Genomic DNA, 26,977 nt, shown 5'->3' with positions numbered 1-26,977 from the left:
TCAAGGGGCACGGGACACTCCGGGGTCGGTCGGGGCCAGGGTGGCGAGGAAGTCGAGCAGGACGGTGTTGAAGGCCTCGGGCCGCTCCAGGAACCCGAGGTGACCGGCGTCCGCCAGCTCGGCGTACCGGCCGCCGGGGATCGCCTCGGCGACCTCCCGGCCCAGCGGGGCCGGCGCCAGCACGTCGTCGGCGAAGCCGACCACCAGCACGGGCACGTCGATCCGGGCGTACTCGGCCAGCCGGTCGGGGACCGGGGGGCCGGGCCGGAGGGCGGGCGACCGGCCGGTCAGCGCGGCGAGTTCGAACAAGTCGAGCCATTCTGTCGCCGCCCGCTCGTCGGCGAGCGTCCTGGGCGAGAGGTTCTGCACCAGGCGGACGAAGGCCTCGAACTCCGCGGGCAGCGCGGTCCCCGCCCGTACGCACGCCGCCTCGGCCCGGGCCAGGGCTTCGCCCACGGCGTCGGACCGGCCGCGGGTCGCGGTGAGCACCGCCCCGCTGACGAGGTGCGGATCGGTCAGCAGCAGTTCCTGAACGGCGAGGGAGCCGAGCGAGTGACCGACCAGCGGGCAGGGCGGCAGTGCCAGCGACGTGACCAACTCGCGCGTCAGGGCCGCGAGTTCCCATGGATCGGTGGGCGCGGACGTCGACCCGTGGTCGAAGGTGACCACCCGCCAGCCCGCCGCGGTCAGCGCCGGGACCTGGTGGTGCTCCCAGATGCGTCCCGTGCCGCCGGCTCCGGCCACCAGCACCACCGGGCGCTCTCCCGTCCCGTGCAGGGCGTAGGCCGTCCCCTCGGGTGTACGGGTCACGGGGCCATCCTGCGCAGGGCCGTCTCCACCCACGCCGGGCGGCCGGTGTCCAGGCCCCGCAGGGCCACGTGGACCCACAGGAAGGAGGCTCGGGCCAGGACGTGGGCGCGCATGCCGTCGCGGACCTCGCCGCCCGCCGCCCGGTAGGCCGCCAGGAGCCGGTCCAGCACGGCGGTCCCGCCCGCGTACAGCATGTCGACGAAGTCCACGGCGGGATCACCCACGTCGGCGTTCGCCCAGTCCAGCAGCCCCGCCAGGGCCGGTGGGCCCGACGGCGGGCGCACCACCAGCGTGTGGCCGGGGTGCACATCGCCGTGGACGGGCGTCAACCGGTCCGGCCACAGCCGGTCCTCGTCCAGCCAGGCCTGCCAGCGGAGCAACCCCTCGGCGGGCAGCGGCAGTTCGGCGCGGGCCCGGGCGAGCTTCGCCGCGACGCCGGCGCGTACGGCGCCCGGGTCCGGCCGTGCCGGGCCGGCCGGCACCGGCCAGGCGTCGAGCGGGGTCGTGTGCACCTCGACCAGCGCCCGGGCGAGCGGTTCCAGGTAGTGGGCCGGGTGGGCCAGCGGGTCCACGGACCATCCGTAGACCAGGGTCCCGGGGTCCTCGGTGGCGGCCGGCTCGCCCGGCAGCCTGGGGTAGGCCACCAGGTCGCAGGTGTGCAGGCGCCAGTGCGGCACCGGCACGGGCATCCGGTCGCGTACGGCGGCCAGCACCGCGCCCTCCACGGCCAGCCGCCGCGCGGCCTCGGGCCGGCGCGGCTGCCGCAGGATCCACCAGGTGCCGTCGGTGGCCCGCAGGTGCGTGACCCGGAAGTCCCAGCCGGACTCGTCGACGCGGGCGGTGCCGGGGTCGAGGGGCACGCCCAGCCGGTCGGAGGCGTACGCGGCGAGGGCGGCCGGCCCGGCGGCGGGGGGCGGCGTTCGCCGGGCCTGCGGGGTGCTCATCGGTCCGCCCCCGCGGCGGCCAGGTAGCGGTCCCGGGTCGCGTTCCGGTCCACCTTGCCGGTGTGCGTGCGTTCCAGCGCCGCGACCGGCACCAGCAGGCTCGGCACCAGCTGGGGCGCAGCGGCCTCGGCCAGCCGGGCGCGTACGCCCGCCGCCACCTGGTCGGGGTCGTGGTCCGGCAGCGGCACGAAGAAGGCGGCCAAAGTGCTGTGCCCGGCCCGCTCCACCCGGGCCGCGGCGGTCTCCAGCACGCCCGTGCACCTGCCGACGAGGCCCTCCACCTCGACGAGGTCCACGCGGTGCCCGCGGATCTTCACCTGGTGGTCGGAGCGGCCCCGGAAGACCAGGGCGCCGCCGGGGCCCACGCGGACCAGGTCCCCCGTGCGGTACCAGCGGACGCCCTCGTGCTCGGCGAACCGGGCCGCCGACGCCTCCGGTTCGCCGTGGTAGCCGAGCGCCAGGCCGGGCCCGGACACGTACAACTCGCCTCCGTCCGCGACACGTTGCCCGACATGGGGCAGCGGCAGTCCGATCGGCAGGTCACCGCCCGTCGCGGGCAGGGCGGGCGCGCCCGGCCCCGCCAGCTGCACGGCGTGGGTGACCAGGGCCGTCTCGGTGGAGCCGTACGTGTTGAGCAGCCGCACCCCGTCGGAGCCCAGCTGCCGCCAGCGCTCCAGCATGTCGGCGCGTACCGCCTCCCCGCCGATCACCACCGTGCGCAGGGAAGCGGGCAGTTCCGCGCCCTGGTGCAGCAGGTCACCGGTCAGGCCGTGCCAGAAACCGGTGGGCAGCACCGCGACCGTGACCTCCTGGTCCTCGGCCACCCGCGCGAAGCCTTCCCGCGCCGCGTCGTCGACGACGAGGGTGGCGCCGCCGGTCAGGGTGGGCAGGATCTCCTCCAGGCTCGTGTCACCGCCCGCTCCGTGGAAGTGCAGCACGGTGGAGTCCGGCCCGATCCCGTACAGCGTGCGCAGCGGCGGCACCACGGCGGCCAGCGCCCGGTGCGGCACCACGACGCCCTTGGGCCGGCCGGTGGAGCCCGAGGTGAACAGCACGTACGCCGGATCGTCGGGCCGCACCCCGGAGTCCGGCCCGGTCGCGGCGGCCGGCGGGAGCGCGGCGCCGGGCGCCCAGCGCGGGCGGATCACCGAGGCGACGGCCGGCTGCCAGCCGGTGTCCGCCGTCGCGACGGCCTCCTCGACCCCGAGCCGCGCCAGGATCGCGTCCAGCCGCGCCGCGGGATGATCGGCCTCCAGGGGGACGTACGCCCGCCCCGCCGCGAGCACACCCAGCAGGGCCGCGACGTCACGGGCCGAGTGGTGCACGACGACGCCGACCGGCGGCTGCGACTGCGGCCGCGTCGCGTCGCGCGGGGCGAGGGCGCCGGCCACCTCCAGCACCCAGGCGGCCAGGGTGCCGTAGCCGATCACGAGCCCGTTGTCGACGACGGCCGGCCGGGCGGGATCGGTGCGCGCCGTCCCGAAGAACGGCGCCAGGTAATCGATTCCGGAAATTCCGGGGGAGTGCATTGTGAATTCCCTCGCGCTGATGGAATATGGGCGGGTGCGTATTGTTGTGGAACACGATCTGAAAATACCCATGCGGGACGGCGTGTTATTGAGTGCCGATCTCTACCGGCCCGACACCGCGGAAGAAGTCCCCGTGCTGGTGCGCCGTACCCCGTACGGGAAATCGGGCGCGCCGGGCGGCGCGTCCGTCGACGGCCTGCGCCTGGTCCGCTCCGGCTACGCCCTGCTGGTGCAGGACGTCCGCGGCCGGTTCGGCTCCGGCGGCGCGTTCGAGCCGTACTGGCACGAGGCGGCCGACGGCGCGGACACGGTCGCCTGGGCGGTGCGCCAGCCCTGGTGCGACGGCTCGGCGGGCCTGTTCGGCCGTTCCTACGAGGCCATGGCCGCGCTCCTCGCCGCGGCCGAACGCCCGCCCGGTCTCGGCGCGATCGCCCCCCACGTGGCCGGATCCCGCTTCGACGAGGGCTGGACGTACCAGGGCGGCGCCTTCCAACTCGGCTTCGTCCTGTACTGGGTGCTCTACGACCTGCTGCTGGAGGGTGCCGGGCTGACCAGGGCCGAGCTGGCGGAGGTGGCCGACGCCGTCGACCGGATCGAGGAGCTCTACCGCGACCCGGACGCCGCCGCGGACCTGCTGGACCGGCTGGCCCCCTACTACCGCCGCTGGCGCGCCCACCCGGCCGGCCACCCGTACTGGCGGCGCGCCGCGCCCCGGGAGGCGTACCCGGCGATCGAGGCCCCGGTGCTGCACCTCACCGGCTGGTACGACATATTCCTGGCCGGCGCCCTGGAGAATTACCGGGGAATTCGGGAATGCGGCACGCCGTCGCAGCTGGTGGTCGGACCGTGGTCCCACTGCGTCACCGGCGGAATATTTCCGCAGCGCCGTTACGGACTGGCCGCCGACGAACGCAACCTCGACGTCACAGGTCTCCATCTGGACCATTTCGACCGGCATCTGCGCCGGCGCCCGGCCCCGGCGGCGCCCGATCCCGGCCCGGTGCGGCTGTTCCTCACCGGGGCCGACGCCTGGCACACCTTCGCCGACTGGCCCGTCCCCGGCACCGAGGACCTGGTCCTGCACCTCGACGGCCGCCGCCTGACGCCCGGCCCCGCCCCCGCGGCTCCCGGCGCGGACCGGATCCGCCACGACCCGGCGGACCCCGTGCCCACCACCGGCGGCGCCACCGCCCTGCCCGGCCAGTTCACCGGCGGCGACTGCGGCCCCCTGGACCAACGCGAGGTGGAACGCCGCGCCGACGTGCTGTGCTTCACCGGGGAGCCGCTCCGCACCGCGCTGACCGTCGTCGGCGACATCACCTTGACCGTGTACGTGACCCCGGACGCGGCCGGGGCCGACGTGGCGGCCAAGCTCGTCGACGTCCACCCCGACGGCCGGGCCGAGCTGCTGTGCGACGGGGTGCGCCGGCTGCCGCCGGGCACGGACGCGGCCGGCGCCCCCGGGGCGGACGCCCGCCCCGGGGAGGCGCCCGCCCCGGGGCAGGCGTCCCGCCCCGGCGAGCCGGTCGAGGTCACCGTCGCGGTGGGAGCGGTCGGCCACGTGTTCCGCGCCGGCCACCGGATCCGCCTGGAGATCGCGGCCAGCAACACGCCGCGCTTCGACGTCCACCCGAGCGTCCTCGCCCACCACACCGTCCACCACGGCGGCGACCACCCCTCACGCCTGCTGCTGCCGCGCCTGTCCGGCGGCTGACCCGGTGCCCGGGCCGGCGGCGTCCGGGTGGAAGACCGACAGGTCGCCCACCTTCTCGATCCGCCGGCCCGCCTCCCAGTGCGCCCGCCGCAGCCGCCGCAGCTGGGCCGGGGTCAGCTTGGTGCTGTGCTGCGGGATCGAGCGCACCATGCGGGCCCGCTTGGCGGACGCCGGATAGCGGTCACGGACCCGGTACGGGTCGTTGAGCAGGTGGTGCGCGGTGCCCGCGTGGAACGCCGCCTTCAGCAGGGCGTAGTAGGCCGCCGCGCCCACGCCCTTGTCCCGCGCGCAGTGCACCAGCGTCCGCGACGCCTCGAACAGCCGCCACACCACCGGAACCGCCGGAGTGGTGAACACACCGGTCTCCTGGGCGATGCCCTCGCCGACGCCGTAGCGGAAGTAGCTGCGCATGTTGGCGAAGCCGTGCTGGGCGTCGTGGAAGATCCGCGCCTGCGGCAGGTACACCACCGGGATGCCGGCGAGCTGGAGCCGGAAGTCGAACTCCCGGTCCTCGCACCAGTGGATCAGCTCGTCGAAGTGGTAGCCGCCGATGTGCTCCACGATGTCCCGGTTGTAGATCAGCGGCGGCGACAGCGCGCTGACGTAGTCGCCCTCGTCGAACTCGCGCACGCGTGCCGTGAGCCGGCTGAGCAGCCCGGACGACTCGCCGTAGACCACCTGCCCCTTGACCACCGGAGCGGTGAGCACCGCGCGGACCATGGCACGGACCACCCCCGGGGCGAAGGTGCAGTCGGAGTCCATCAGCAGCAGGTACTGCCGGTCCGTGGCGGCGGCCCCCGCGTTGTAGGCCGCGCCCAAGTTGCCGACGTCCTCGATCTCGGTGACGGTCAGCGGGCGGGGATGCTCCGCGATCAGTTTCAGCACGGCGTCGCTGGGGCCGTTGAGCGCCAGGACGATCTCGACGTCCTCGTCGACGGAGGCGATGCAGTCGGCGATCCGCAGGTCGTCGCGCAGGGCGATGATCACGGCGGTCCGGGCGATGCCCTTGTCGACCGCGGCCTCGTCCACCGGGTCGGTGGCCATCCCGTTCTCCTTCGTGTCGGTCGTACGTGTCATGGGGCCGGGGCCGGGGCCGGGGCCGGGGCCGAGGCCGGGGTCGGGGCGGGGGCCGGGGCCTTGAGCCGCAGGGGCAGGGCGCGCAGGGTGCGTTCGGCGACGGCCTCGGCCTCCGCCAGTCGCTCCGCGTGGGCGATCACCCCGGCCAGGACCTCCGCGCCGCCGCGGTACGGCGGCAGTACGGTGCCGGGCTCCAGGTCCATGCCCCAGAACACGTCGTGGACCCCGGCCCGGCGGGCGACGTCCTGCGGGTCGCCGACCCACTCGACCACCCCGCCGTCCGCCGGGACGAACCGCTGCACCACCGCCCGGTCGTGCCGGGGCGTCAGTTCCGTGAGATCCAGGGGCTGTCCGAGCGCCAGCCGGACGACGTTGGGCAGCGGGTCCACCCCCGTCGCCAACCGCATCACCTCGGTGGCGATCCGGGCGCCGGTCAGCCGGCAGGTGATCTCCAGCAGGATCACCCGGCCGTCGTGGGTGCGCAGGATGTCGGTGTTGATCACCGCCGGATCCAGGCGCAGGGCCCGGGCCCCGCGCCGTACCACGGCGGTGACCTCCTCGATCTGCTCCTCGCTCAGCACGCTGGGCAGGGTGTCGCCGCCCTCGAAGAAGTGCGGGGCGAACTCCTCCTTGCGCCCGTACTCCCGGTCGGCGAAGCCGAAGCGGTGCAGCTCTCCGTCGACCATGAACGCCGCCAGGGTGTGCTCGGTGCCCTGGAGGAACTCCTCGACCACGATCCGCCCGCCGGGGCTGAGCCGCAGCGCCTCCCGGGCCAGCTCGCGCACCTGCCCGGGCGACTCCACCTTCAGCACGCCCAGCGAGCCCGTTCCGTCGCTCGGCTTGATGACCGCCGGCAGGCCGATGTCGGCGACCGCGCGCACGGCCTCCCCGACGGACTCGGCGGTCGCGAAGCGGGGCAGGTCGAGGCCGGCGGTGCGCAGCACGGCCAGCCGCCGGTCCTTCAGCGTGCAGTCCAGGGCCGTCTCCAGCGGCAGCCCGGGGCAGCCGAAGCGCTGCGCGAGCGTGCTGATCACCGGCGGGTTGTCCGCACCGAGGGAGAACACCCCGTCGATCCGATCCACACCCGCCGCCGCGAGCTCCGCGAGCACCGCCACGGCGTCGTCCGGGTCGCAGGTCAGCAGGAGGTCGGCGGCCGACCGCGCCCGGTCCGTCGGGCGATCGGTCACCACCACCAGCTCCCGCCGCGCGGAACGCAGTTCGGCCAGGGACCGGTCCATCCCGGAACCGATCCCGCAGACCAGCAGGCGGTCAGTCACGGCCGCCCCCTCCCGCCGCGGCGGGCGGCGGCGGGGCGGTCAGGCTCAGCACCTGGAACACCTCCGCGTAGCCCGAGCCGGAGGACACCGCCCCGCGGTAGCGGGCCAGGCCCCGGACGCCCTCGTCCCACGCGGCGTGCCGCAGCTGGGAGACGTACGCGCGCATCGCCTCCACCTTGGTCTCGATCTGGCCGCCGATGTCCTCGGCGTACTGGAAGCGGGCCATCGGCGCCCACACCTCGTACCCGAGCACCAGCCGGGGCGCCGGCAGCGGTGGCCCGCCGGCCTCCTGGAAGAACTCCGAGCGGGCCATCCACAGCGCCTCGACGGTGAGTTGGTGCACCATGCGGTGCTCGACGTCGTCGTCGTTGTCGTGCGGCAGGTACACCACCTGCGGCCGCACCTCGCGCAGCACCCGTACGAGGTCCAGGTGGACCCGCCGGGACAGGGCGAAGTCGCGCGAGGGCTCGTCGAAGCGGATGCAGCGGTGCACCCCCAGGGCCTTCGCGGCGGCCTCGGTCTCGGCGGCGAACTCCTCGTCCGTGACCGCGTCGTCGAGCGCGCTGCGCTCGCGGCCGATCACGATCACCACCGTCACCCGGGCGCCGTCGCGCACGTGCTTGGCGATGGAGCCGCCGCAGCCGATCACGTCGTCGTCGGGGTGCGGAGCGACCACTAGGACGTCGGTGACCCCCGCCCCGGCCTGCGTGCCGCCGCTCATGCGCCCGCCTCCGGCGCTTCCCCCGCCCAGCGGGCCCACTGCGCGGTGAGCGCGGTCGCCTCGGCGAACGGGGTGCGGGCGGTGAAGCCCAGCACCCGGCGGGCCTTGTCGTAGTCGGCCCGGGCGGTCGAGCGGTACAGCTCCAGCTCCCAGTCCGCCACCGGCTCCCCGGCGGTCACCGTCGCCGGACCGCCGAGGCCGCGCAGCGCGCGGACGGCGTCGAAGAAGGTGCCCCAGCGCAGCTCCTCGGGGTGGCCCACGAGGAACCGCTCACCGGCGGCGGCCGCGGTGCCCACGGCCAGGAGCACGGCCTCGGCGAGGTCGTCGACGTACACGGCGTTGCACACCCCGCCCTCACCGGCCGCCGGCAGCTGCGCGAAGTCGCCCTCGGGCCGCCGCAGTTGGGCGGTCGTCCACTGGCCGCCCCAGGGGCCGTGGACCACGCCCGGCTGGATCACCACCGTCTCCAGCCCCTCGCCGTGGGCCTCGACGACCAGCCGCTCGGCGGCGAGCTTCTGCTGCTCGTACTCCCGGTCGGCGGGGTCGGCCGGGCGGGCGGGGGAGTCCTCGGTCAGGGCGCCCGCGACGGCCGGGTCGTACACGTCGACGGTGCTCAGGTGCACCACCCTGCGCACCCCGGCGGCGCGGGCCGCGGCGAGCACGTTCGCGGTGCCCGTCACGGAGGCGGCCCAGCGGCCCGTCTCGTCGCCGGAGCTGCCGAACGCGCAGTGCACCACGGTGTCGCAGCCCTCGAACGCGACCCGGAGCGAGGCCGGGTCCAGCAGGTCGCCCTGGCGGAACTCCAGCCGGTCCTGCGGCAGCACCGACAACCGCGCGGCGCGCCCGAAGCCCCGGACGACGGGCCGCACCCGGGCCTCCGTGCCGAGGACCAGCCGCTCCACGAGCCGGCCGCCGATGAACCCGCTCGCGCCGGTCACCGCGACCGTCCGCCCGGCGAGCGGCGGGACCGCACCGGCCGGGGCGTCCTGGCCCCGGGTGGTCCACGGCTGCGCGGTCCGCTCGCGGGTCGGGCCGCCGTAGCACTCCTGGATCAGCTCCACCACGCGCACCCCGTCCGCCGGGGTCGAGTGGGCGCCGGCCGTCCCGCGCACGGCCGCCGCGAAGTTGGCGAGCTGCTCGGTGAACAGCAGCTCCCACTCGCCCTGGGCCGGGGCGACGGCGTCCACGTCACCGCGGTGCAGTTCCACCCCGTCCGCGGTGACCAGGGTGCACTCGCCGGCCGGGAAGTCGGTGCCGATGGTGACGGTGGCCCGGGTGCCGGTGACCTTGCAGCTGATGCCGAGGTCACGCAGGCGGCTGAAGTCGCAGCGGACGTCGGTGGCGCCGAAGCGCAGGTGCGCGTGGGCGTCGGTCTCCACCCCGCCGAGGGAGTTGTCCTCGTAGCGGACCACCTCCACGTCGGGGCCGAGCCACCACAGCAAGGTGTCGAAGACGTGGGAGGCGGTGTCGGTGAGGACCCCGCCGCCCGCGAGCCGCCGGTCGAACATCGACCAGGAGACCGGCTCGTGGGCGTACGGGTGGCCCTCGGACCAGTCGACCCGCACGACCTCGCCCAGCTCGCCGCCGTCGATGAGCCGCTTGACCCAGGCGTAGGCGGGGAAGAGCCGGCGCGGATGGGCCATGGCGAGGACCGGCGCGCCGTCGGCCGCGGCAGCGGCGGCCAGGCCGCGGGCGTCCTCGACCGTGGTGGTCATCGGCTTCTCCAGCAGGACGTGCTTGCCGGCCGCCAGCAGCGCCCGCACGATCGGCGCGTGCAGGGTGTGCGGGGCCACCACGACGGCGGCGTCGAACGCGTCGGCGGCCTGGGCCGGGTCGGTGGCCAGCACCACCTGCTCGGCAGCGGTACCACCGAGCTCCCGGTACAGGGCGAGGGCGGCCTCCGCCTGCCGCGGGTCACGGTCGATCAGCGCCGTCAGCTGGACGTCCCCCTTGAGCGGGGGCAGGGCGGGCAGATGGCAGCCACGGGCTGCGGCACCGCACCCGACGATCGCGAGGCGTACGGGAGTCATGGTCGTCTCCAGGGTTCTACGGGAAAGGGGGGAAGGACTCACAGGGCGCGGTGGTGGACCCACACGTTGGGCTCGGCGTACGTGCCGAAGCCGTCCTCGGTGACGCGCAGCGGCACCAGGCCGCCGGGCAGGAGGTGCTCGCCGGGGCCCGGCAGGGCATGGCCGAGGAACCCGGCCCACCGGGACACCGGCTGACGGATCACCAAAGAGCGTTCGGCGATGCCCAGTTGGCGCGCGCCCAGCTCGGTGTGGGTGCGCAGCCACGGGTCGAACGGGCGCCCGTCGGGCAGCCGCCAGGCGGCGTACTCCTCGATCGGGATCAGCGGATAGCGCGGCTTGCGGGTGGGGCGGACCGGGATGATCACACCCCGGGGGGCGTGCCGGGCGGCCCGCCGCCGGACCTCGGTGAGCAGCCGCTCGGCGTGCCCGGCCGCCCGGTGCGCCCGGTCCACGGACACCGACAGCATGCACACCGCGTCCGGCCGGTCCGGCGGGCCGTGGTCGACGGCCTCCACCAGCACCTCGTCGCTGCCGGCGGGCAGCGAGGCGGGGGAGCCGTCCCAGCGGACCGGCAGCCCGTTGGCCGCCGCGACCAGCCGCCCGTCCCCGTCCACCAGGCACAGCTGATGTCCGGGGTGGCGGTCGTACATGCCGTGCCAGCGCCAGTTCCCCGGCGACTCCCAGCTCATGAACGCGGGCATGTTGGCGCCGATCAGGGCGTCCACCGCGGGCCGCAGACCCGGGTCCCGGGCGAGATCGGTCAGGGTGAGGGACACCGGCGCGTCAGCCCAGCAGCCGGGTCTGCGCCGTGGCCCGCATCTCCCGTGAGCGCCGCAGGTCCGACGTCACGCACACCCGCTTCAGCCAGCGGTCGGTGCCGTCGTAACGCGCCCGGAACGGCAGCCGGCCGTGCACCGCGCGGTGGTTGTCGATGAACAGCACGTCGCCCTGGTCCGCCACGACCTCCCGCATGGCCGCGTCCACCACCTTGAACAGCGCGTCGTAGGCGCGCCGGGCCTCGGGGTCGTCCTCCGGCACGGAGGTGAAGTACGGGTCGAGGCGCATGTACGGGTCCACGCGCGAGCCGTAGAGGAGCGGGCCGAGCGGCCGTTCGTCGATCATGCGCTGGATGGTGGCGAAGCGGGCCGCCTCCTCCTCGGAGGCGATGGTGTTGTTCTTCGGCAGGTGCGACTCGTCGGGGGCGATGTGGAAGCGCGGTTCGAAGAGGATGTCGATGTCCTCGGCGGACAGCGAGGACAGGTCCAGCTCGCCGATCGTCGTCGGGACGTGGTCGGGGTTGCGCAGCGCCCCGAGGATCAGGTAATCGCTGCGGTACGGGTGGAAGGCGTCCTCGGTGTGCCAGGTCAGCAGCTCCTTGCTGCCCATCCCCAGCTGGTCGTTCTCGTGCGCCCGGATCGGGAAGATGTCGTGCACCAGGTGGCCGTCCTGCTGGGTGGCCCACCCGAACGGCTCGCCCAGCAGCGCCGCGTAGAGCATCAGCAGCAGCTCCTCGGGGAACTCGGGCCCGGGCCGGCCGCGGCCGCGCCAGTGGTCGGGGGTGGGGCCGATGCGCTCCTGGTCGAAGTCGTGCCCGCGGATCAGGGCGTGGCCGTGGCGGTCGGCCAGCTTGAACTCGCGCAGGAAGTGCCGCACGCCCTCGGGCAGCCGCGCCGCCAGCTGCGGCAGGTCGCGCAGCAGGACGGGGTCGCCGAAGGACGGGTAACGGGCGGCCAGTTCGAGGCTGAGCTCCGCGACGGAGCGGGCCTCGTCGGGCGTCATGGTGTAGCTGTGCGTGGACTGGTCGGTGAGGTTCGACATGCCAACTCTCGCTGAGTGGTCGGGGATGGTTGCTGCCCGCGGCCGGCCGCAGCCGCTGCCACGGGCCCTCGGGTGGTGCACGCCGCCGTGGTCAGGGACCGGTCGTCCCGCGATCGGCGAGCGCTTCGGCGAGCAGCCGGGGGGTGGGCGCGGCGAACAGGGCGCTCGCGCGCAGCCCGGCCGCGGCCGGACGGGACTCGCGCAGCCGCGCGAGCAGGCGCATGGCGAGCAGGGACTGTCCGCCGTGGTCGAAGAAGTTGTCGTCGGGGCCGAGCCCCGGTGCGCCGAGGACCTCGCGGAAGAGGCCCAGCACGGTGGCGAGCGGCTCCCCGGGAGCGTCGGCGGGGTCCGCTCCGGGAGCGGCGGCGGGGCCCGTCCCGGGGCCGTCAGCGGGGCCCGTCCCGCGGCCCGCCCCGGGGGCGTCGCCCCCGGGTCCCTCCGGGGCGGCCGCCCACGCGGCCAGCAGCCGCTTGTCGATCTTGCCGTGCGGGTTCTTCGGCAGCACGGCCACCCGGTACAGCACCCGCGGCACCGCCCAGTCCGGCAACTGCGCCGCCAGCGCCGCCACCAGCGCGTCCCGGTCGCCACCCGTCAGCCGTACGGCCTCGCCGGGCAGCGGCGCCAGCGCCGGATCGGCCGGCACGGTGAACGCCCACAGCGCGGTGCCGGTGGCGGGATCGGGGAACACCACGGCCTGCCCGACGCCGGGCGTCTCGCACAGGGCGCGCTCCACCCGGGCCGGCTCCAGCCGGTGGCCGCGGATCTTCACCTGGTCGTCGACCCGCCCGAGGAAGACGAGCCGGCCCTCGGCGTCGATCCGGCCGAGGTCGCCCGTCACGTACACCCGGGCGCCGGGCCCGGCGGCGTACGGATCGGGTACGAAGCGCCGGGCGGTCGCGGCGTCGTCGTCCAGGAAGCCCCGGGCGAGCAGCGGACCACCGATGTGGATCTCCCCGGTCTCGCCGTCGGGCACCGGCCGGCCGTCCCGCCGGATGCTGATCTCCACGTCCCGCAGGGGAGTGCCGAGCGGCACCTCCGCGGCGTCCGCGGGCAGCAGTCCGGTGTAGAAGGTGGAGCTGACGGTGCACTCGGTGAGCCCGTAGACATGGGCGAGGGCGGCGGGCTGCCGCGCCTGCCACTGCCGGTAGGGCCGCGGATCCATCCGCTCGCCGCCCACGACCACCGTGCGCAGCCCGGCCGGGGTGGTCGCGTCGGCCGCGGCCAGCCAGCGGGCGTACTCCAGCCAGTACTGCGTGGACAGTTCCACCACCGTGGTCCGGGTCCGGGCCAGGGTGATGTGGAGCTCCTCGGCGTCCAGGGCCAGGGTGTCGCGCCGGCACACGACGGCCGCGCCGGCGGCGAACGCCGGGAAGACCTCCTCGATCAGCACGTCGAAGCCCAGCGACGCCACCTGGAGCCAGCGGTCGTCCGCCGTCAGCTCCAGCCGCTCGGCCACGGCGACCGCGAACCGGCCCAGCGCGTCGCGTTCCACGACGGTGCCCTTGGGCTGCCCGGTCGAGCCGGAGGTGAACAGCACGTACGCCACGTCGCAGCCGCGGGCCTGCGGTGCGGGCCGGGCGGCCGTCGCCCCGCCCGGGTCGCCGTCGGGGTCCGCCGGGGGCACGAACGCCCCGGCGGGCGCGTGCCCGCCGTCTCCCAGCCACACCGCCGCAGCCGTACGCCGTACGAGCGCCGCCCGGGCGGCGGGCGGAAGGCGGTCGTCCAGGACGGTGAAGCCCGCCCCGGCCTTCAGCGCCGCGAGCATCCCGAGCACGGTGCGGGCCGGGTCGCCGAATGCCAGGCCCACCAACCGGCCCGGCCCGGCGCCCCGTTCGGCCAGGGCGGCGGCCCACGCGTCGGTGAGCCGGTCCGCCTCCCGGTACGCCAGCACCCGGTGCGGGGTCACCAGCGCGGGCCGGTCGCCGTGGGCCCGGACCGACCGGTCCCACAGGTCGAGCACGTCCGGCCCGGGCGCGGACCCGGCATCCGGGCGCGTCCCCGGCCCGGTCCCCGGGGCGACGGCCCCGCGGTCCGGGGCGGACGCCGTGGCGGCTGCCGTCGGGGCGGTCACCGCCCCGCCCCCCGCGCCCGCAGGAACTGCGACAGCCCCGCCAGCCCCGCCCGGAAGCTGTCCTCCGGGCCGCCGAAGCCGAGCCGCGCCCCGTGCGGCGCGCCGAACGCCGTCCCCGGGACCAGCAAGGTGCGGTGCCGGGCCAGCAGTTCCAGGCAGAACCGCTCCACCGCCTCCGGTCCGCTCCCCGCCCGCTCCAGCTCGCGGAAGACCGGCAGCGCGCACACCCCGCCCTCCGGCGGGGTCCAGCGGACCAAGTCCTCGTGCTCGGCCATCCACTGCGTCAGGTACGCGAGGTTGCGGCGGGCCTCGGCCGCCCGCGGGGCGATCAGCGCGTCGGCGTGGCGCATGGCCCGCTCCGCGACCAGCTCGACCAGCGGCGACAGGAACAGCGTGGTCCGGTCGCGCAGCGGGAAGGTGGCCGTGAGCAGGTCCTTCGGGGCGACGGCCCAGCCCACCCGCAGCCCGGGCAGCCCGAACGTCTTCGAGAACGTTCCGTACGACACGGTGTCCCCGCCGTCCGCCCCGGGATCGGGCAGCACCTCCCAGCGGTGGGCGATCTCGGCGGTGGCCGCGTCCCACACGAGCGCGGCACCGGTGACCGCGGCCCGCTCGGTCAGCGCCTTCAGGCCCTGGGGCGACAGGGTGACCCCGGTGGGGTTGTGCGGGAAGTTGACGACGACGGCCGCGGTGCCGGGGGTGACCAGGGCGGTCAGCACCTCCGGGTCGATCTCGCCGTCGCGCACCGCCGCCAGCGGGAGGGTGACGACGTCGCAGCCCGCAGCCCTCGGGTAGTGGCCCAGCGAATGGTAGATGCCCTCCTGGACCACCACCCGGTCGCCCGGGTGCAGCAGGGTGCTCAGCGTCAGCGCGATGGCCTCGCTGGAGCCGTGGGTGACCAGCACCCGGTCGGCGTCGCCGCCGGCGTACCGGTCGGCCACGGCCTGCCGGATGCCGGCGCCGCCCTGCGAGACGCTGTCGTCCATGACGACCGCGTCGAGGTCCGAGGCCGGTATCCGGCACAGGTCGCGTATCTCGGCGAAGGTGTACGGGTGGACGCCGCTGGAGCTGATGTCGTGGATGTCCGGGCCCAGGTGCCGGCGGTACCACTCCTCCAGCACCGGAGGGTCTTCACGCCGTGGACGGAGACTGCTCATGGCTGTGCAACTGTCCCTTCTCTACCCCTGACGGGTTTCCCGCCACCAGCGCTGCCCGGAGAGCGGGAGCGTGTCGATCGGGTCGTAGTAGTGGTACGAGCCGCTGTGGGCGTCCGGGTCCGCCGCCTCCAGCGGGGTGAGATAGCTCTTGCTCCAGTGCGACACCCCGAGCTCGCGGTCGTAGGCGTCGGCCTGGTCCACCCACCGCTTGCCGGCCATGGGGACGTCGCACACGATGCGCGGGGTGGCGAACCCCGGGAGATAGCCCATGATCTGACGCTGGATCAACTGAGCGCTGTGCAGCGGCACCCGCCAGTGCTCGGCGTTCGGGATCATGTCGCACATGTAGAAGTAGTACGGAGTGATCCCGGCGTGGTCGGACAGGGCGAAGCACAGGTCGAGCAGGTCGTGCGCGCTGTCGTTCACCCCGCGCATCAGCACGCCCTGGTTGCGCACGTCGTGCAGACCGGCGTTCAGCAGGGCCCACGCCGCCCGCGCCACCCCGGGTGTGACCTGCTGGGCGGCGTTGGCGTGGGTGTGCAGGGCGACCCGCACCCCGCGGGAGCGGGCCTTGCGGGCGATCCGCTCGACGCCGCGCAGCACCGCGTCGGAGTTCCAGTGCTGGGGCAGGCCGATCAGGCCCTTGCTGGCCAGCCGGATGTCACGGACCGAGTCGATGCCGAGGAGCGCGTCCACGAAGCGTTCCAGCCGCGGCCAGGGCATGTTCGCCAGGTCGCCGCCGGAGACCACCACGTCCCGGATGCCGGGGGAGGCGCGCAGGTGGGCGAGGATCTGCTCCGCCCGGTCGGCCGGCTTGAGCCGGAGCTTGTTCTTGGCGACCTGCGGGGTGGAGGTGCCCACGAGGTCCATCCGGGTGCAGTGCCCGCAGTACTGGGGGCAGGTGGAGAGCAGCTCCGCCAGCACCTTCGTCGGGTAGCGGTGGGTGAGCCCCTCCACCACCCACATCTCCTGCTCGTGCAGCGAGTCGCGGCTGGCCATCGGGTGCGAGGGCCAGTGCGGGTGCCGGTCGGAGAACACCGGCAGCATGTACCGCCGCACCGGGTCGTCGTAGAAGGCCTTGGTGAGCTCGCCGGGGCGGGCCGCCGAGGCCTCCGGCGCCATGGTGTTGATCATCTGGGGCGGCAGCAGCACCGACATGGTGGCGCGGTGCAACCGGTCCTGTTCCCAGTCCTCGTAGAACTCCTCGTCGAGCAGGTCGCCGACGACCGCGCGCAGTCCCCTCGCGTCCTTGACGCAGTGGGCGCGCTGCCACTGCGGATCGGCCCACTCGGCCTCGGTGACCTCGCGCCACCCGGGGAAGCGCCTGAAGTCGGGTTCCACGAGCGGACGGCTCCGGTACGTGTACACGGCTTCGAGAGCTGCTGAGTCCGTCTGGCTGCGTGCTGTGTCCACCAACCCGCCACCCAATCCGTCGGTTTCGGCCGTATCGCCTGACAGCAACCGATCTTGCAGAGGCCCGGCGTTGTACACGAGGGCAGGTTGTACGGGGCGCTACCGGCGGTCGCCCCTGTACAACCCGCCGCCGAAGGCGGAGAGTTGTACGCGGTCCGGCAGGTCCGGGACGGGGAGGCGTAATCGGACGACCCGCGAGGGAAGTGGCCGGATCCGTCAGCTGACGATTGATCGATATGTCAGCGGCATGTACCAATGTCCGAGAGATCCGGTGCGCGCGCTTCCGGTCGCCTTCGGGGGCTCCGGTCGGACGCATTCACCCGACTGTGCGCCCTGACCAGGTTGTACGGCACGACGGAACATGCGCTCGCTCGACACGAAATCGATCACCAGGGGAGAAGCATGCCCAGGCCAGAGCGGTTCTTGGACCCCACAGCCGGACCGCTGGAGTTATTCGCCCACGAACTGCGCGGACTACGCAAACAGGCCGGGAATCCCTCGTACCGGGCCATGGCCGAACGTGCCCACTACTCCGTCGCCACGCTCGCCGAGGCGGCGCGCGGCCTGCACAAGCCCTCGTTGAAGGTGACGCTCGCCTACGTCGCGGCCTGCGGCGGCGACCCGGAGGCGTGGACCCGCCGCTGGTACCGCCTCGGCAGCGAACTGGAGGGACGCGAGTCCCCCGCCCGGGGCCAGCCGCGCGTCCCCGGCCTGGTCCCGCCCCAGCCGACCGCCGACCACCGCCCCACGGGCGGGGCGGCGCTCCGCAGCGGCCGCTCGGGCGGTGACCCGGGCGCTTCGGGTGCCCGGGGCGCTTCGGGTGCCCGGGCCGGGCGGGACGCGACGGCCAGGGGTGCCCGCGCCGGGCGGGACGGTTTCGGCCTGGTCACCGGGTCGGGGGCGGTGACCCGTACCGCCGCTGCGTATTCCGCACCTTCCGCACCTCCCGTGTCGGCTGCGCCTGCCGCGCCTGCGGCGCCCTCCGCACCCTCGGCGCACCCCGCGTCCCCGGGAACGGCGCGGACGGCGGGGTCGGCGGGGACTCCGCGGACCCCGGGGACGGCGAAGACCTCGGGAACGGCGAAGACCACGGGGCCCCGTACGACCCCCGCCGCCTCCCGCCCGGGCGCCCCCGGCGCCCCCGGCGGACCCGCCGGCCTCGTCGGACCGGCCGGCCCCCGCTTCGCCGCCGACGGGTCGACCGCCGACGCGCTGAGCGCCGACGAGCGGGCCGAGCTGCGCCGCCTGCGCAGCGAGGTCGAGGAGCTGCGCCACGCCAACGCGGTGCTGAAGGCGGCCTCCGCGATCTTCGCCGCGGATCTCCGCACAAACTCCCAGGTCGTGTACAACCCCGCGGACCGACAAGATCCGTTGGCGTGACCGGACGCCGAGCGGCCTGGGCCCGAGGCGGAACCGGCAGATACCGACGACCGACCCTTGGGGACTGACCATGCGTGTGCTCGGAGTCAACGGCTGGCCCGGCGCCAGCCACGACGGTGCTGCCTGCCTCGTCGTGGACGGCGAAGTCATCGCCCTCGCCGAGGAGGAACGCTTCACCCGCCACAAGCACGCCTACGGGGAGGCGCCCCTGAACGCCGCCGCCTACTGCCTCGCGGAGGGCGGTCTCACCCTGGACGACATCGACGTGGTCGCCCACGGGTGGGACCTGCCCACCCTCTTCGCGGACCGCGGCCTGGACTGGTTCGCCAGCGACGCCGACGCCCTCGAACACCTCCTGCCCAAGGCCCTCTTCCCGCGCCACCGGGACCCCCGGCTGACGTTCGTGGGCCACCACACCGCCCACGCCGCCAGCGCCTACCTCCTCTCCGGACGCGACCGCGGCGCCATCCTGGTCCTGGACGGCCAGGGCGAGAACGAGAGCACCACCCTCGCCGTCGGCATCGACGGCCGGATCAAGACCCTGCGCTCCCACACCCCCGGCTGGTCCCTCGGCTACTTCTACGCCGCCGTGTGCGCCTACGCCGGCCTCGGCGCAGACAACGCCGGCAAGATGATGGGCCTGGCCTCCTACGGCACGCCGGGCGACCTCACCTTCGGCGGCGCCTTCGACTTCGCCGCCGAGGACTTCACCATCGGCGTCGTCCCGCCCGCCCTGCGCTCGACCGGCAGCACGGACGAGGAGACGGCCACCATCCGGTACTGGCTGGAGCACCTGGAGAAGACCCTCCCCGACGCCCCCAACCGCACGGTACGCCGCTTCGACCCGGCGACCGGCCGCTACACCAAGGTCACCGACCGGGACCCGTTCGCCTACCGCGACGTCGCCGCCACCGCACAGGCCGCCCTGGAACAGGCGGTCATGGGCCTGGTCCGCGGGCTGCTCCGGGAGACCGGCGAGACCACCCTCATGATCGCCGGCGGGGTCGGCTTCAACGCCACCCTCAACGGCAAGATCCTGCGCATGCCCGAGGTCCAGGACCTCTTCGTCCAGCCTCTCGCCGGCGACCAGGGCGTCTCGCTCGGCGCCGCGGTCTGGGTCGCCGCCCAGGAGGGCGACCGGATCCGGCCCATGACCGGCTCGGTGGCCTGGGGACCGCAGTGGTCCGCCGACGAGATCCGCCAGGTGCTGCGGGCCACCGGGACCGCCTGGACCGAGCCCGCCGACATCGCCGCCGCCACCGCCGAGGTGCTCGCCGCAGGCGGGGTGGCGGGATGGTTCCAGGGCCGGGCCGAGGGCGGCCCCCGGGCGCTGGGCCACCGCAGCCTGGTCGCCGTACCGGACCCCGAGTCCACCCGTGACCGGGTCAACATCCGCATCAAGGACCGCGAGGCCTGGCGCCCGTTCGCGCCCAGCATGCAGGAGGAGGTCGCCGAGTCCCTCGTCGGGACCGCCACCCCGCTGCCGTACATGATCGTCACCACGCCGGTGACCGAGGCCGGGGCGGCGGCCATGCCGGCGGTCGTCCACAGCGACCGCACCACGCGCCCGCAGACCGTCTCCGCCGCCGTGGACCCGCTCTACCACCGACTCATCGGCGAGGTCGGCCGTCACACCGGCACCGCCGTCATCATGAACACCTCCTTCAACGGGCGGGACGAGCCGGTCGTGTGCAGCCCCCGCGACGCCCTCGCGACGTTCCACCGGCTGCCCCTGGACGCCCTCGCCCTCGGCCCCTTCCTCGTACGCCGCCCCGCCGGAGCCCTGGGGGAGGACGACGCGTGACCGCCCCCGCACGCGCGGCGGCCGCCGCGGCCGATCCGGCCGCCCCCGCCGCTCCCGACCCGGCCACTCCCGCCCCCACCGCAGCGGCCCCCGCCGCCCCCGCTCCCGCCGCCGCTCCCACTGCCGACGAGATCCACGCCCGCCTGACGGACTGGCTCGCCGAGGCGGTGCTCGTCCCCGACGCGGACCTCACCGGTCCCCTGCGCGACCTGGGCGTGGACTCCATCGACCTGATCCGCACCGCCCGCCGCGTCGAGACCGCCTACGGCGTACGCGTCCAGCTGCGCGAGCTGTTCACGCCCGAGCTGACCACGGCCCGGCTCGCCGCGCTCGTCGCCGAGCGGGCCGCCCGCCGGGGCGGTGCCGAGGCCGCCCCGCCCGGCACCGCCCACGGCCCGGTCGTGCTCACGCCCTCCCAGGAACAGGCCTGGGAGGAGCAGACGGGCGAACGCGGCCGGTGGAACCAGGCGCTGCTGTTCGTCACCCGGCCGGGCCTCGACGGCGAACTGTTCGCCGAGACCGTCCGCCGGCTGGTCGCCGCTCACGCCTCGCTCCGGCTGGCCGTGGAGGAACGCCCCGCCCGGCGGCCCCGGCAGCGGACGGCGGCCCTGGCCGCCGACGGCCCGCCCGCCGAGGCCCTCGGCGCGGTGCTCGACACCGTCGAGATCTCCGAACTCTCCGACGCCGACCTGTCGGCCGCCGTCGCCCTGCGCTGCGAGCTCGAACAGCGCTCCCTGGACCCGCAGGCCGGGCGGGTCGCCCGCTTCGTCCGCTTCGACGCGGGCCCCGCCCGGCCGGGCCGGCTGCTCGTCGTCGTCCACCAGCTCGCGATCGACATGCTCTCCTGGTCGGTGCTCCTGGCCGACCTGGAGGAGGTCTACACCGCGCTGGAGGCGGGCCGGGACGACGTCCGGCCGACCGAGGGCACCACCTACCCCGAGTGGGCCGAGGCCCTCGCCGCCCACGCCCGGACCCCCGAGGCGGAGGCCGAGGCCGCGTGGTGGACCGAGGTGGCCCGCACCCCCGCCACCCTGCCGCCGGACCACCCCGTGGCCGATCCGCGCGCCGTGAACACCGCCGCGACCGCCGCCACCCACCTCGTGGAGTTCCCCGCCCAGTTCACCGCCCGCCTGCACACCGCCGCCCGCGCCCACCGGGCCCACCCCGGCGACCTCGTCCTGCACGCCCTCGGCGAGGCGCTGGGCGAGCGGCTGGGCGCACCCGCCGTCCGCGTGGACGTCCTGCGCCACGGCCGCGAGGAGAGCGTCGGCGACGTGCACCTGGCCCGCACCACGGGGTGGTTCACCACCACCGTGCCGGTCCGCCTGGACCTCGCCCCCGGCACCCCCGCCGAACGCCTCGCCCGGACCGTGGGCCACCTCGCCGCCCTCCCCGGCGGCGGCGTGGGCCACGGCGCGCTCGCCCGGCACGGCCGGCCCAGGATCGCCGCCGCGCTGCGGGCCGCGCCGCCCAGCGACGTCTCCTTCGACTACGAGGGCGACGACGCCGACTCCCTCCCGCTGGGCAGCGTCCTGACGGACATCGCCCCCGAGCCGGTCGGCGACATCACCGCGCCGCACTGGACCCGCCCGCACGCGGTCGAGGTGATCGCCACCACCGACGACAGCACGCTGCGCGTCGAGTGGTGGTACTCCACCGCCCTGTACGAGCCGGAGACGGTCCGCGCACTCGCCGCCCGCCACCGCGCCGCCCTGACCGCCCTCGTCACCGCGCTCCCCGCAGCCGCGCCCACGCCCACGTCCACGCCCGCCCCCGCCCTCGAGGCACCCACCCGCTGAACGCCCCACGGACGGACCGGAACTCCTGCCATGACCCTGCCCAGCCTGCTCGACCCCTTCTTCGCCCTCGCCCGCACGGACCCGGACCGGCCCGCGGTCGTCGACAACGGAGTGACCGTCGGCTACGGCCAACTCGCCGGCTGGGCAGGGGCGGTGGCCGACCTGGTCGCCACCCGCGCGCCCGCCGACCGGCAGCCGCCGGTGGCCGTCCACGCCCACCACGGCGTCCGCGACATCGCGGCCGTCCTCGGCATCCTCGCCGCCGGCCGCAGCTTCGTCCCCGTCACCGACGGGCCGACCGGGCACGCCGCCGCGGCCCTGCGCCGGCTCGGCTGCCGCGAACTGGTCGCCACCGCCGGGACCGGCGACCTGCCCGCCGTCGACCGCGTGCTACGGCCCAACTGGCGCCTCGCCCAAGGCCCGTTGCGGGAGTCCGGCGAACCCGTGCGCGCCGCGGACCCGGCCTACGTGCTGTTCACCTCCGGCTCCACCGGAGCACCCAAGGCGGCCGCGGTCCCGCACGGCGCGCTGCACGCCGTCCTGCCGCACCTGCGGCGGGAGTACGGAGTCGGACCGGGCACCGTCGCCCTCAACTTCCACCGGATCGACGGCGACACCAGCCTGGAGGAGATCCTGCCGGTCCTGCTCGCCGGCGGCCTCGTCGTCATCGACGAGGACAGCGAGGCCGAACTCGACCGGGTCCTGACCGACCACGAGGTCACCCTCGTCAACCTCCCCGTCGACTACTGGCACCTGTGGACCGGACACCTGCTGGACACCGGCCGGTCCCTGCCGCGCTCCGTCGGGACCGTCGTCGTCGGCGGCGAGGCGGTCCGCCCGGACATGCTGGAGCGCTGGCGCCGGCTCGGCGCCGACGACGTGGTCCTGCTCAACACCTACGGGTCCACCGAGACCGCGCTCGTCACCCACAGCGCGGTCCTCGCCGGGCCGGGCGCGCCCGAGGCCTTCCCGGACGGGGTGCCGATCGGCCGCCCGCTGCCCTCCGTACGGCAGCGCGTGGCGGCCGGGGCCAGGCAGCCGGACGGCCCGGAAGGCCTGGACGCCCCGCCCGGTCCCGGTGAACTGCTCGTCTCAGGGCCGCAGTTGGCCCTCGGGTACGTCGACGCGCCGGAGCTGACCGCCGCCCGGTTCGGCGCCGGTCCGGACGGCGGCGCCGACCGGTGGTACAGCACCGGAGACCTCGTCACCGAGGCCGCCGACGGGACGCTGTACTTCCACGGCCGGATCGACCACCAGGTCAAGATCCGCGGCCACCGCGTGGACCTCCTCGACGTCGAGGGGGCCCTCGGCCAGCTCCCCGGGGTGACGGCCGTCGCAGCGGCCGGGCACACGAAGGGCGAACACACTGCCCTGGTCGCCTTCGTGGTCCTCGCACCGGACGGGCCGGAAGCGGCCGGCGCGCACGAGGCGACCGGGACGCCGGTGGTCGCCGCGGCGCAGGAAGCGGCCGGGGCGCCCCCGGTCACCGCGGCGCACGGAGCGGCCGGGGCGCACGGAGCGGCCGGGGCGCACGAGGCCGCCGCGGCGCTGCGCGAGCGGCTGCGCGCGACCGTCCCCGGCCCCCTCGTCCCCGACCGGATCGTCGCCGTACCCGAGCTGGTGCACACCCGCACCGGCAAGGTGGACCGCGCCGCCACCCTGGACCGGTACCTGTGACCAACCGGCTCTTCGACCCCTCCGTCGCCCCCGCCGCCGTCCCCGAGGCGGACGCCCGCGGGCCCTGGGCCTACCTGTGGTGGCTGGCGCGGATCCGCCCCTGGCCCCTGGTGCTGGCCGCCGCCCTCGGCGTGCTCTGGATGATCCCGCTCGCGCTGATCCCCCTGGTCATCGGCCGGGCCGTCGACGCGGCCGGGCAGGGCGGCGGGCAGGGCGGCCTCTACCTGTGGTCGCTGCTCGCCCTCGGGCTCGGCGCCCTCCAGGCCCTCGCCGGCGCCGGCCTGATCCAGGCCGCCGTCGGCGCCGAGGCCCATGCCCTGTCCACCACGCACCGGGTGCTGATGCGCCAGGTGGTGCGGCTCGGTGCCGCGCTGCGCGGCAAGGCCCGGTCCGGTGACGTGGCCGCCTCCGCCGCGGCCGACGTGGAGAGCATCGGCAACGCCTTCGAGGTGATCGGCCGTACCGTCGGGGCGGTCGTCGCCGCCGTACTGGTGGCCGTCGCCCTCACCGTCACCTCACCCGTCCTCGGACTCGCCGTGCTCGTCGGCGTCCCGGCCGCCGTCCTCAGCATCGGCCCGCTGCTGCGGCCCCTCCAGGAACGCGACGAGGCCCAGCGCGAGTTGATGGGCGTCGCCACCTCCCAGGCCGGTGACATCGTGGCCGGGCTGCGCATCCTGCGCGGCATCGGCGGCGAGGCCGCCTTCGCCGAACGATTCCGACGCACCAGCCAGCAGGTCCGCCGGGCCGGCGAGTCGGCCGGGCGGATGGAGGCCTGGCTCCAGGCGGCCGGGGTCTTCCTGCCGGGCCTCGTCACCGTCGGCATCGTCTGGCTCGGCGCCCGCCTCGCGCTGAACGGCACCATCACCGCCGGTGAACTCGTCGCGTTCTACGGCGCCTCCGCCTTCCTCACCCTGCCTGTGAGCACCGCCACCGAGGCCGCCGAGACCCTCAGCCTCGCCAAGGTCGCCGCCGGCCGGGTCTGCACCCTGCTGCGGCTGGCCCCCGACACCGTGCGCCCCGCCCACCCCGAACCCCTCCCGGCCGGCGCCCTCGCCCTGACCGACGCCGAGACCGGCATCACCGCCGAGGCCGGCCGCCTCACCGTGGTCACCGCACCCGCCGACCGGATCGGCGACCTCGCCGACCGGCTCACCCGCCCTGGTGCCGACGCCGGAGCCGGCACCGGACCCTCCGCCGTCCGGCTGGGCGGCGTACCCCTCGACCGGGCGGCCCCCGAGGAGCTGTCGGCCCGGGTGCTGCGTTCCGGACCCGCCGACACCCTTTTCAGCGGCACCGTCCGCGAGGAACTGACCGCCGGGTCCGCCCGGTCCCGGGAGGCCCTGGCCCGGGCCCTGTTCGCGGCCGACGCCACCGACGTCGTGGCGTCGCTGCCCGGTGGCGCGGACGCCTGGCTGGACGAGGGCGGCCGGGCGCTGTCCGGCGGCCAGCGGCAGCGGCTGGTCCTCGCCCGCGCCCTGCTCGCGGCGCCCGACGTGCTGGTCCTGGAGGACCCCACCGCCTCCGTCGACGCCCACACCGAGGCCCGCATCGTCGACCGGGTCGCCGCGCTGCGCGCGGGCCGGACCACCGTGGTCCTCACCGACAGCCCGCTGTGGCGCGGCGCCGCCGACCGCACGCTCCACCTCGACGCGGCCGCCCTCCCCGGCGGCGCGGACCGGACGCAACCAACGGCCGGCGTGGACCGCATGGCCGGCGCGGACCGCAGGGACCAGGCGGAACCGACGGACGGCACGTCCCGCACCGACCGCGCGGACCGCACGGACCGCGCGGACCGCACCGGCCGCCCCGACCGTTCCGCAGGAGTGTCCTCATGACCACCACCCCCACCCAGGCTCCGGTGGCGGGCGCGGACACCGCCCCGGCCTCCGCTCCCGCCGGCCCGCCCGCCGCCGGTCGCCTGCCCCTGGCCGACCGCGCGGAGGTCCGCGCCTGGACCGGCGCCTTCGTCCGGGCCGAGGCCGGTCGGCTGACGCTCACCTTCGGCCTGTTCGCCGCCGCCCTGGTGGCGGGACTGGTCGGCCCCCGGCTGCTCGGCCACCTGGTCGAATCGATCAAGAACGGGACCACCACCGGACGGGTCGACCTGCTCGCCCTGACCTTCGTGGCCGTCCTGGTCGCCCACGCCCTGTTCGCCCGTGCCGCCCGCACCCAGGCCACCCTGCTCGGCGAGCGCGTCCTCGCCCGCACCCGCGAGGACTTCGTCCGCCGGGTCCTCGGCCTGCCCCTGTCCGAGGTGGAGGCCGTCGGTACCGGCGACCTGCTCAGCCGCGCCACCACCGACGCCGACCGGCTCAACGAGAGCATCCGGCAGGCCGTCCCCCGGATCGCGCTGGCCGCCGTAACCCTGGTGTTCACCTTCGCCGCGATCCTGCTCGCCTCGCCGCTGCTCGCCCTCGGCCTGCTGGCCGGCGTACCGTTCGCCGTCCTGTCCACGTGGTGGTACCGGCCGCGCGCCACCCGGGCGTACGAGCGCCTGCTCGCGCAGGAGGCCGATGTCCTGGCCGTCACCCACGAGACCACCCGCGGCGCCGCCACCGTCGAGGCCCTCGGCCTAGGCCCCCGCCAGGTCCGGCGGCACGGAGCCGCCGTCGACCAGGTCGTCCGGACCCGGCAGCGCACCACCTGGCTGCAGACCATCTGGTTCCCCAGCCTGGACCTCGCGACCATGGTCCCGATGGCGCTCACCCTGCTCATCGGCGGACTCGCCTACCAGCGGGGCCAGGTGGGGCTGGCCGAGCTGACCGCCGTGGTCCTCTACGTCCAGGCCCTGGGCGAGCCCCTCAACGACCTGCTGACCTGGACCGACGAACTCCAGATCGGCAACGCCGCCCTGCGCCGGATCCTCGGTGTCGAACGGCTGCCGCGTGAGGAGCCGCGGCCCCCCGCGCCGCTCGACGGCCACGCCCTCCGCCTGGAAGGGGTCGGCTTCGGCTACGGACCCGACCGCGAGGTGCTCAGCGGCATCGACCTCGACATCGCCCCGGGCGAACGCCTGGTGGTCGTCGGCGCCTCCGGCGCGGGCAAGTCCACCCTCGGCAAGCTGCTCGCCGGCGTGCACCACGCCACCCGCGGGACCGTCCGGATCGGCGGCGCCGACGTCACCACGCTGCCGGTCGGGCAGCTGCGGCGCGAGATCGTCCTCGTCACGCAGGAACAGCACGTGTTCGCCGGCACCGTACGGGACAACCTGACCCTGGCCACCGAGGGCCACCACGCCGACGCCGCCGAAGGCACCACGGCCGACGCCCGCCTGTGGCAGGCGCTGGAGACCGTGCTCCTCGCCGACTGGGCGCGGTCCCTGCCCGACGGCCTGGACACCGAGATCGGCCCGGGCGCGGCCCCCGTGTCCCCCTCCCACGCCCAGCAACTGGCCTTGGCCCGGCTGCTGTTGTCCGACCCGCACGCGCTGGTCCTGGACGAGGCCACGGCCCTGCTGGACTCCACCGCCTCGCGCCGCGTCGAACGCTCGCTGGCGGCCCTGATCGAGGGCCGCACGGTCGTCTCGATCGTGCACCGCCTGGACTCCGTACGCGACGCCGACCGGATCGCCGTCATGGACGCCGGCCGGATCGTCGAACTGGGCAGCCACGACGAACTCCTCGCGGCCGACGGTGCCTACGCGGCCCTGTGGCACTCCTGGGACGCGGCCCGCACGAGCGAAGGCTGCGGCGGGCCGCAGGGGCGGGCGTCGTCGAACGTATGACGACCGGGGCGCGTCGCCGCCGTTGCCACCCC

General features: G+C 75.5%; 19 protein-coding genes. 7 read left to right on the top strand and 12 right to left on the bottom strand.

The window, feature by feature from the left end:
• The 3 genes from LG632_RS05375 to LG632_RS05365 are packed head-to-tail and all read right to left on the bottom strand — an operon-like array spanning nt 1 to nt 3,283.
• Nucleotides 1-810 (bottom strand): alpha/beta fold hydrolase, encoded by an 810-nt coding sequence (locus tag LG632_RS05375; RefSeq protein ID WP_226725640.1) that lies wholly within the window; start codon nt 808-810, stop codon nt 1-3.
• Nucleotides 807-1,754: a macrolide 2'-phosphotransferase gene (locus tag LG632_RS05370; protein WP_226725639.1), complete on the bottom strand. Its 948-nt coding sequence runs from the start codon at nt 1,752-1,754 to the stop codon at nt 807-809. Before LG632_RS05370 ends, LG632_RS05375 begins: the two co-directional genes overlap by 4 nt.
• Nucleotides 1,751-3,283 carry an AMP-binding protein gene (locus tag LG632_RS05365; RefSeq protein WP_226725638.1) on the bottom strand — a complete coding sequence of 511 codons (1,533 nt, stop codon included), beginning with the start codon at nt 3,281-3,283 and terminating at the stop codon, nt 1,751-1,753. Before LG632_RS05365 ends, LG632_RS05370 begins: the two co-directional genes overlap by 4 nt.
• Before the next feature lie 70 nt (nt 3,284-3,353).
• Between LG632_RS05365 and LG632_RS05360 the strand changes: the two genes are divergently transcribed.
• Nucleotides 3,354-4,997 (top strand): CocE/NonD family hydrolase, encoded by a 1,644-nt coding sequence (locus tag LG632_RS05360; protein WP_264201434.1) that lies wholly within the window; start codon nt 3,354-3,356, stop codon nt 4,995-4,997.
• On the opposite strand, the gene LG632_RS05355 is transcribed toward LG632_RS05360, so the two are convergent.
• The 9 genes from LG632_RS05355 to LG632_RS05315 form a co-directional block, all read right to left on the bottom strand.
• The gene (locus LG632_RS05355) at nt 4,962-6,041 is read right to left on the bottom strand and encodes a glycosyltransferase family 2 protein (RefSeq protein ID WP_226725637.1); all 1,080 of its coding nucleotides are present in this window, start codon (nt 6,039-6,041) and stop codon (nt 4,962-4,964) included. The genes LG632_RS05360 and LG632_RS05355 overlap by 36 nt on opposite strands.
• Before the next feature lie 29 nt (nt 6,042-6,070).
• The gene (locus tag LG632_RS05350; RefSeq protein ID WP_226725636.1) at nt 6,071-7,351 is read right to left on the bottom strand and encodes an ATP-grasp domain-containing protein; all 1,281 of its coding nucleotides are present in this window, start codon (nt 7,349-7,351) and stop codon (nt 6,071-6,073) included.
• Entirely contained in the window at nt 7,344-8,072 is a 729-nt protein-coding gene (locus LG632_RS05345; protein ID WP_226725635.1) for a PIG-L deacetylase family protein, read from the bottom strand. Before LG632_RS05345 ends, LG632_RS05350 begins: the two co-directional genes overlap by 8 nt.
• Complete coding sequence (locus LG632_RS05340; protein ID WP_226725634.1) at nt 8,069-10,102, bottom strand: NAD-dependent epimerase/dehydratase family protein; 2,034 nt, start codon at nt 10,100-10,102, stop codon at nt 8,069-8,071. Before LG632_RS05340 ends, LG632_RS05345 begins: the two co-directional genes overlap by 4 nt.
• Nucleotides 10,103-10,140: 38 nt before the next feature.
• Entirely contained in the window at nt 10,141-10,878 is a 738-nt protein-coding gene (locus tag LG632_RS05335) for a hypothetical protein (RefSeq protein ID WP_226725633.1), read from the bottom strand.
• A 7-nt stretch (nt 10,879-10,885) separates the two neighbouring features.
• Nucleotides 10,886-11,920: an arginine beta-hydroxylase, Fe(II)/alpha-ketoglutarate-dependent gene (gene vioC / locus LG632_RS05330; protein WP_226725632.1), complete on the bottom strand. Its 1,035-nt coding sequence runs from the start codon at nt 11,918-11,920 to the stop codon at nt 10,886-10,888.
• Between the two features lie 91 nt (nt 11,921-12,011).
• Complete coding sequence (locus LG632_RS05325) at nt 12,012-13,991, bottom strand: amino acid adenylation domain-containing protein (RefSeq protein ID WP_226725631.1); 1,980 nt, start codon at nt 13,989-13,991, stop codon at nt 12,012-12,014.
• Nucleotides 13,988-15,148: a capreomycidine synthase gene (vioD, locus tag LG632_RS05320; RefSeq protein WP_226725630.1), complete on the bottom strand. Its 1,161-nt coding sequence runs from the start codon at nt 15,146-15,148 to the stop codon at nt 13,988-13,990. Before vioD ends, LG632_RS05325 begins: the two co-directional genes overlap by 4 nt.
• A gap of 21 nt (nt 15,149-15,169) precedes the next feature.
• On the bottom strand, nt 15,170-16,561 hold the full coding sequence (locus tag LG632_RS05315) for a KamA family radical SAM protein (protein WP_374203401.1): 1,392 nt from the start codon (nt 16,559-16,561) through the stop codon (nt 15,170-15,172).
• A gap of 510 nt (nt 16,562-17,071) precedes the next feature.
• Here LG632_RS05315 and LG632_RS05310 point away from each other — a divergent pair.
• The 6 genes from LG632_RS05310 to LG632_RS05285 all read left to right on the top strand — a co-directional run bounded on the left by LG632_RS05310 (nt 17,072) and on the right by LG632_RS05285 (nt 26,945).
• Complete coding sequence (locus tag LG632_RS05310; RefSeq protein WP_226725627.1) at nt 17,072-17,941, top strand: hypothetical protein; 870 nt, start codon at nt 17,072-17,074, stop codon at nt 17,939-17,941.
• A gap of 70 nt (nt 17,942-18,011) precedes the next feature.
• Complete coding sequence (locus LG632_RS05305; protein ID WP_226725625.1) at nt 18,012-19,745, top strand: carbamoyltransferase family protein; 1,734 nt, start codon at nt 18,012-18,014, stop codon at nt 19,743-19,745.
• Nucleotides 19,742-21,544 (top strand): condensation domain-containing protein, encoded by a 1,803-nt coding sequence (locus LG632_RS05300; protein ID WP_226725623.1) that lies wholly within the window; start codon nt 19,742-19,744, stop codon nt 21,542-21,544. Before LG632_RS05305 ends, LG632_RS05300 begins: the two co-directional genes overlap by 4 nt.
• Before the next feature lie 30 nt (nt 21,545-21,574).
• On the top strand, nt 21,575-23,221 hold the full coding sequence (locus tag LG632_RS05295) for an AMP-binding protein (protein ID WP_226725622.1): 1,647 nt from the start codon (nt 21,575-21,577) through the stop codon (nt 23,219-23,221).
• Nucleotides 23,218-25,056 (top strand): ABC transporter transmembrane domain-containing protein, encoded by a 1,839-nt coding sequence (locus LG632_RS05290; RefSeq protein WP_226725620.1) that lies wholly within the window; start codon nt 23,218-23,220, stop codon nt 25,054-25,056. The genes LG632_RS05295 and LG632_RS05290 overlap by 4 nt, the downstream gene beginning before the upstream one ends.
• Nucleotides 25,053-26,945, top strand: a complete 1,893-nt coding sequence (locus LG632_RS05285) for an ABC transporter ATP-binding protein (protein WP_226725618.1) — start codon at nt 25,053-25,055, stop codon at nt 26,943-26,945. The genes LG632_RS05290 and LG632_RS05285 overlap by 4 nt, the downstream gene beginning before the upstream one ends.
• The last annotated feature ends 32 nt before the right edge of the window (nt 26,946-26,977 follow it).

This window comes from Streptomyces antimicrobicus (genome assembly GCF_020532625.1).
GTDB classification, from domain to species: domain Bacteria; phylum Actinomycetota; class Actinomycetes; order Streptomycetales; family Streptomycetaceae; genus Streptomyces; species Streptomyces antimicrobicus.
This window is presented reverse-complemented; position numbering and strand designations above follow the sequence as displayed.

What these genes read in the sequence shown, in the direction of transcription:
- vioC (WP_226725632.1), bottom strand. Translation starts at nt 11,920, where the DNA reads ATGTCGAACCTCACCGACCAGTCCACGCACAGCTACACCATGACGCCC.
- LG632_RS05360 (WP_264201434.1), top strand. Translation starts at nt 3,354, where the DNA reads ATGCGGGACGGCGTGTTATTGAGTGCCGATCTCTACCGGCCCGACACC.
- LG632_RS05310 (WP_226725627.1), top strand. Translation starts at nt 17,072, where the DNA reads ATGGCCGAACGTGCCCACTACTCCGTCGCCACGCTCGCCGAGGCGGCG.
- LG632_RS05345 (WP_226725635.1), bottom strand. Translation starts at nt 8,072, where the DNA reads ATGAGCGGCGGCACGCAGGCCGGGGCGGGGGTCACCGACGTCCTAGTG.
- LG632_RS05370 (WP_226725639.1), bottom strand. Translation starts at nt 1,754, where the DNA reads ATGAGCACCCCGCAGGCCCGGCGAACGCCGCCCCCCGCCGCCGGGCCG.
- LG632_RS05285 (WP_226725618.1), top strand. Translation starts at nt 25,053, where the DNA reads ATGACCACCACCCCCACCCAGGCTCCGGTGGCGGGCGCGGACACCGCC.
- LG632_RS05340 (WP_226725634.1), bottom strand. Translation starts at nt 10,102, where the DNA reads ATGACTCCCGTACGCCTCGCGATCGTCGGGTGCGGTGCCGCAGCCCGT.
- LG632_RS05295 (WP_226725622.1), top strand. Translation starts at nt 21,575, where the DNA reads ATGACCCTGCCCAGCCTGCTCGACCCCTTCTTCGCCCTCGCCCGCACG.
- LG632_RS05305 (WP_226725625.1), top strand. Translation starts at nt 18,012, where the DNA reads ATGCGTGTGCTCGGAGTCAACGGCTGGCCCGGCGCCAGCCACGACGGT.
- vioD (WP_226725630.1), bottom strand. Translation starts at nt 15,148, where the DNA reads ATGAGCAGTCTCCGTCCACGGCGTGAAGACCCTCCGGTGCTGGAGGAG.
- LG632_RS05365 (WP_226725638.1), bottom strand. Translation starts at nt 3,283, where the DNA reads ATGCACTCCCCCGGAATTTCCGGAATCGATTACCTGGCGCCGTTCTTC.
- LG632_RS05355 (WP_226725637.1), bottom strand. Translation starts at nt 6,041, where the DNA reads ATGGCCACCGACCCGGTGGACGAGGCCGCGGTCGACAAGGGCATCGCC.